This is a genomic window from Ruminococcus sp. OM04-4AA, assembly GCF_003462585.1.
Classification (GTDB): domain Bacteria; phylum Bacillota; class Clostridia; order Lachnospirales; family Lachnospiraceae; genus Mediterraneibacter; species Mediterraneibacter faecis.
In genome coordinates this window covers 1-622 of sequence record NZ_QTZH01000175.1, presented here as the reverse complement: position 1 = coordinate 622, position 622 = coordinate 1, and the positions used below count along the sequence as shown (strand labels likewise).

Genomic DNA, 622 nt, shown 5'->3' with positions numbered 1-622 from the left:
GCGTGCAGAAGAGCATTGATAAGAACAGCTATGGAGATCCGGTGACAGTAACTGTAAAAGTGGAAAAGAACCATTCCGGGACGTATGAGCTGTCTGAAACCGAAAGAAGTAAGCTGGAGACAGCGATGTTTCCAACAACAGAATAATTGAATATGGAAAAAGCGGACTGCCGGGGGTAAAATCCTGGCAGTTTTTATATCAAAGTATGCAAGAGAAACTGCCAGTGGCAGGTTCTCTGTATGCATGATGCGCTGAATCGTGTGACAGAAGTGATTAGAAGCAATGGAACAAAGACGGAAGTATCTTACGATGCAGAAGATCATATCACAAAGATTGTGAATACCTGTGGTTCCTGCGGCAAAGTAATCAGTACTTATGCGTACAAGTACAATGATCAGGGATATGTAGTCAGCGAGACAGCGACCGAACTGGGAACTGACACGCTGTACAGAAAAAGCAGAGGGCGGTAAAAAGACAGTCCATAATTATACGTATGACAAGATCGGAAACCGGACCTCTTACGAGAAGATCGAAGATGGTGTCAGCAAAGCAAAATATAACTATAAGTACAACGATTCCAACCAGCTCATCAAACGCACGAATGCAAAGATCTGGGGCGATC

At 43.9% G+C, this 622-nt stretch carries 1 protein-coding gene; it reads left to right on the top strand.

What is annotated here, in order from left to right; translation table 11 throughout:
- The first annotated feature begins 239 nt into the window (after positions 1-239).
- Positions 240-470: a hypothetical protein gene (locus DXB52_RS17610; RefSeq protein ID WP_117909767.1), complete on the top strand. Its 231-nt coding sequence runs from the start codon at positions 240-242 to the stop codon at positions 468-470.
- Positions 471-622: the final 152 nt, after the last annotated feature.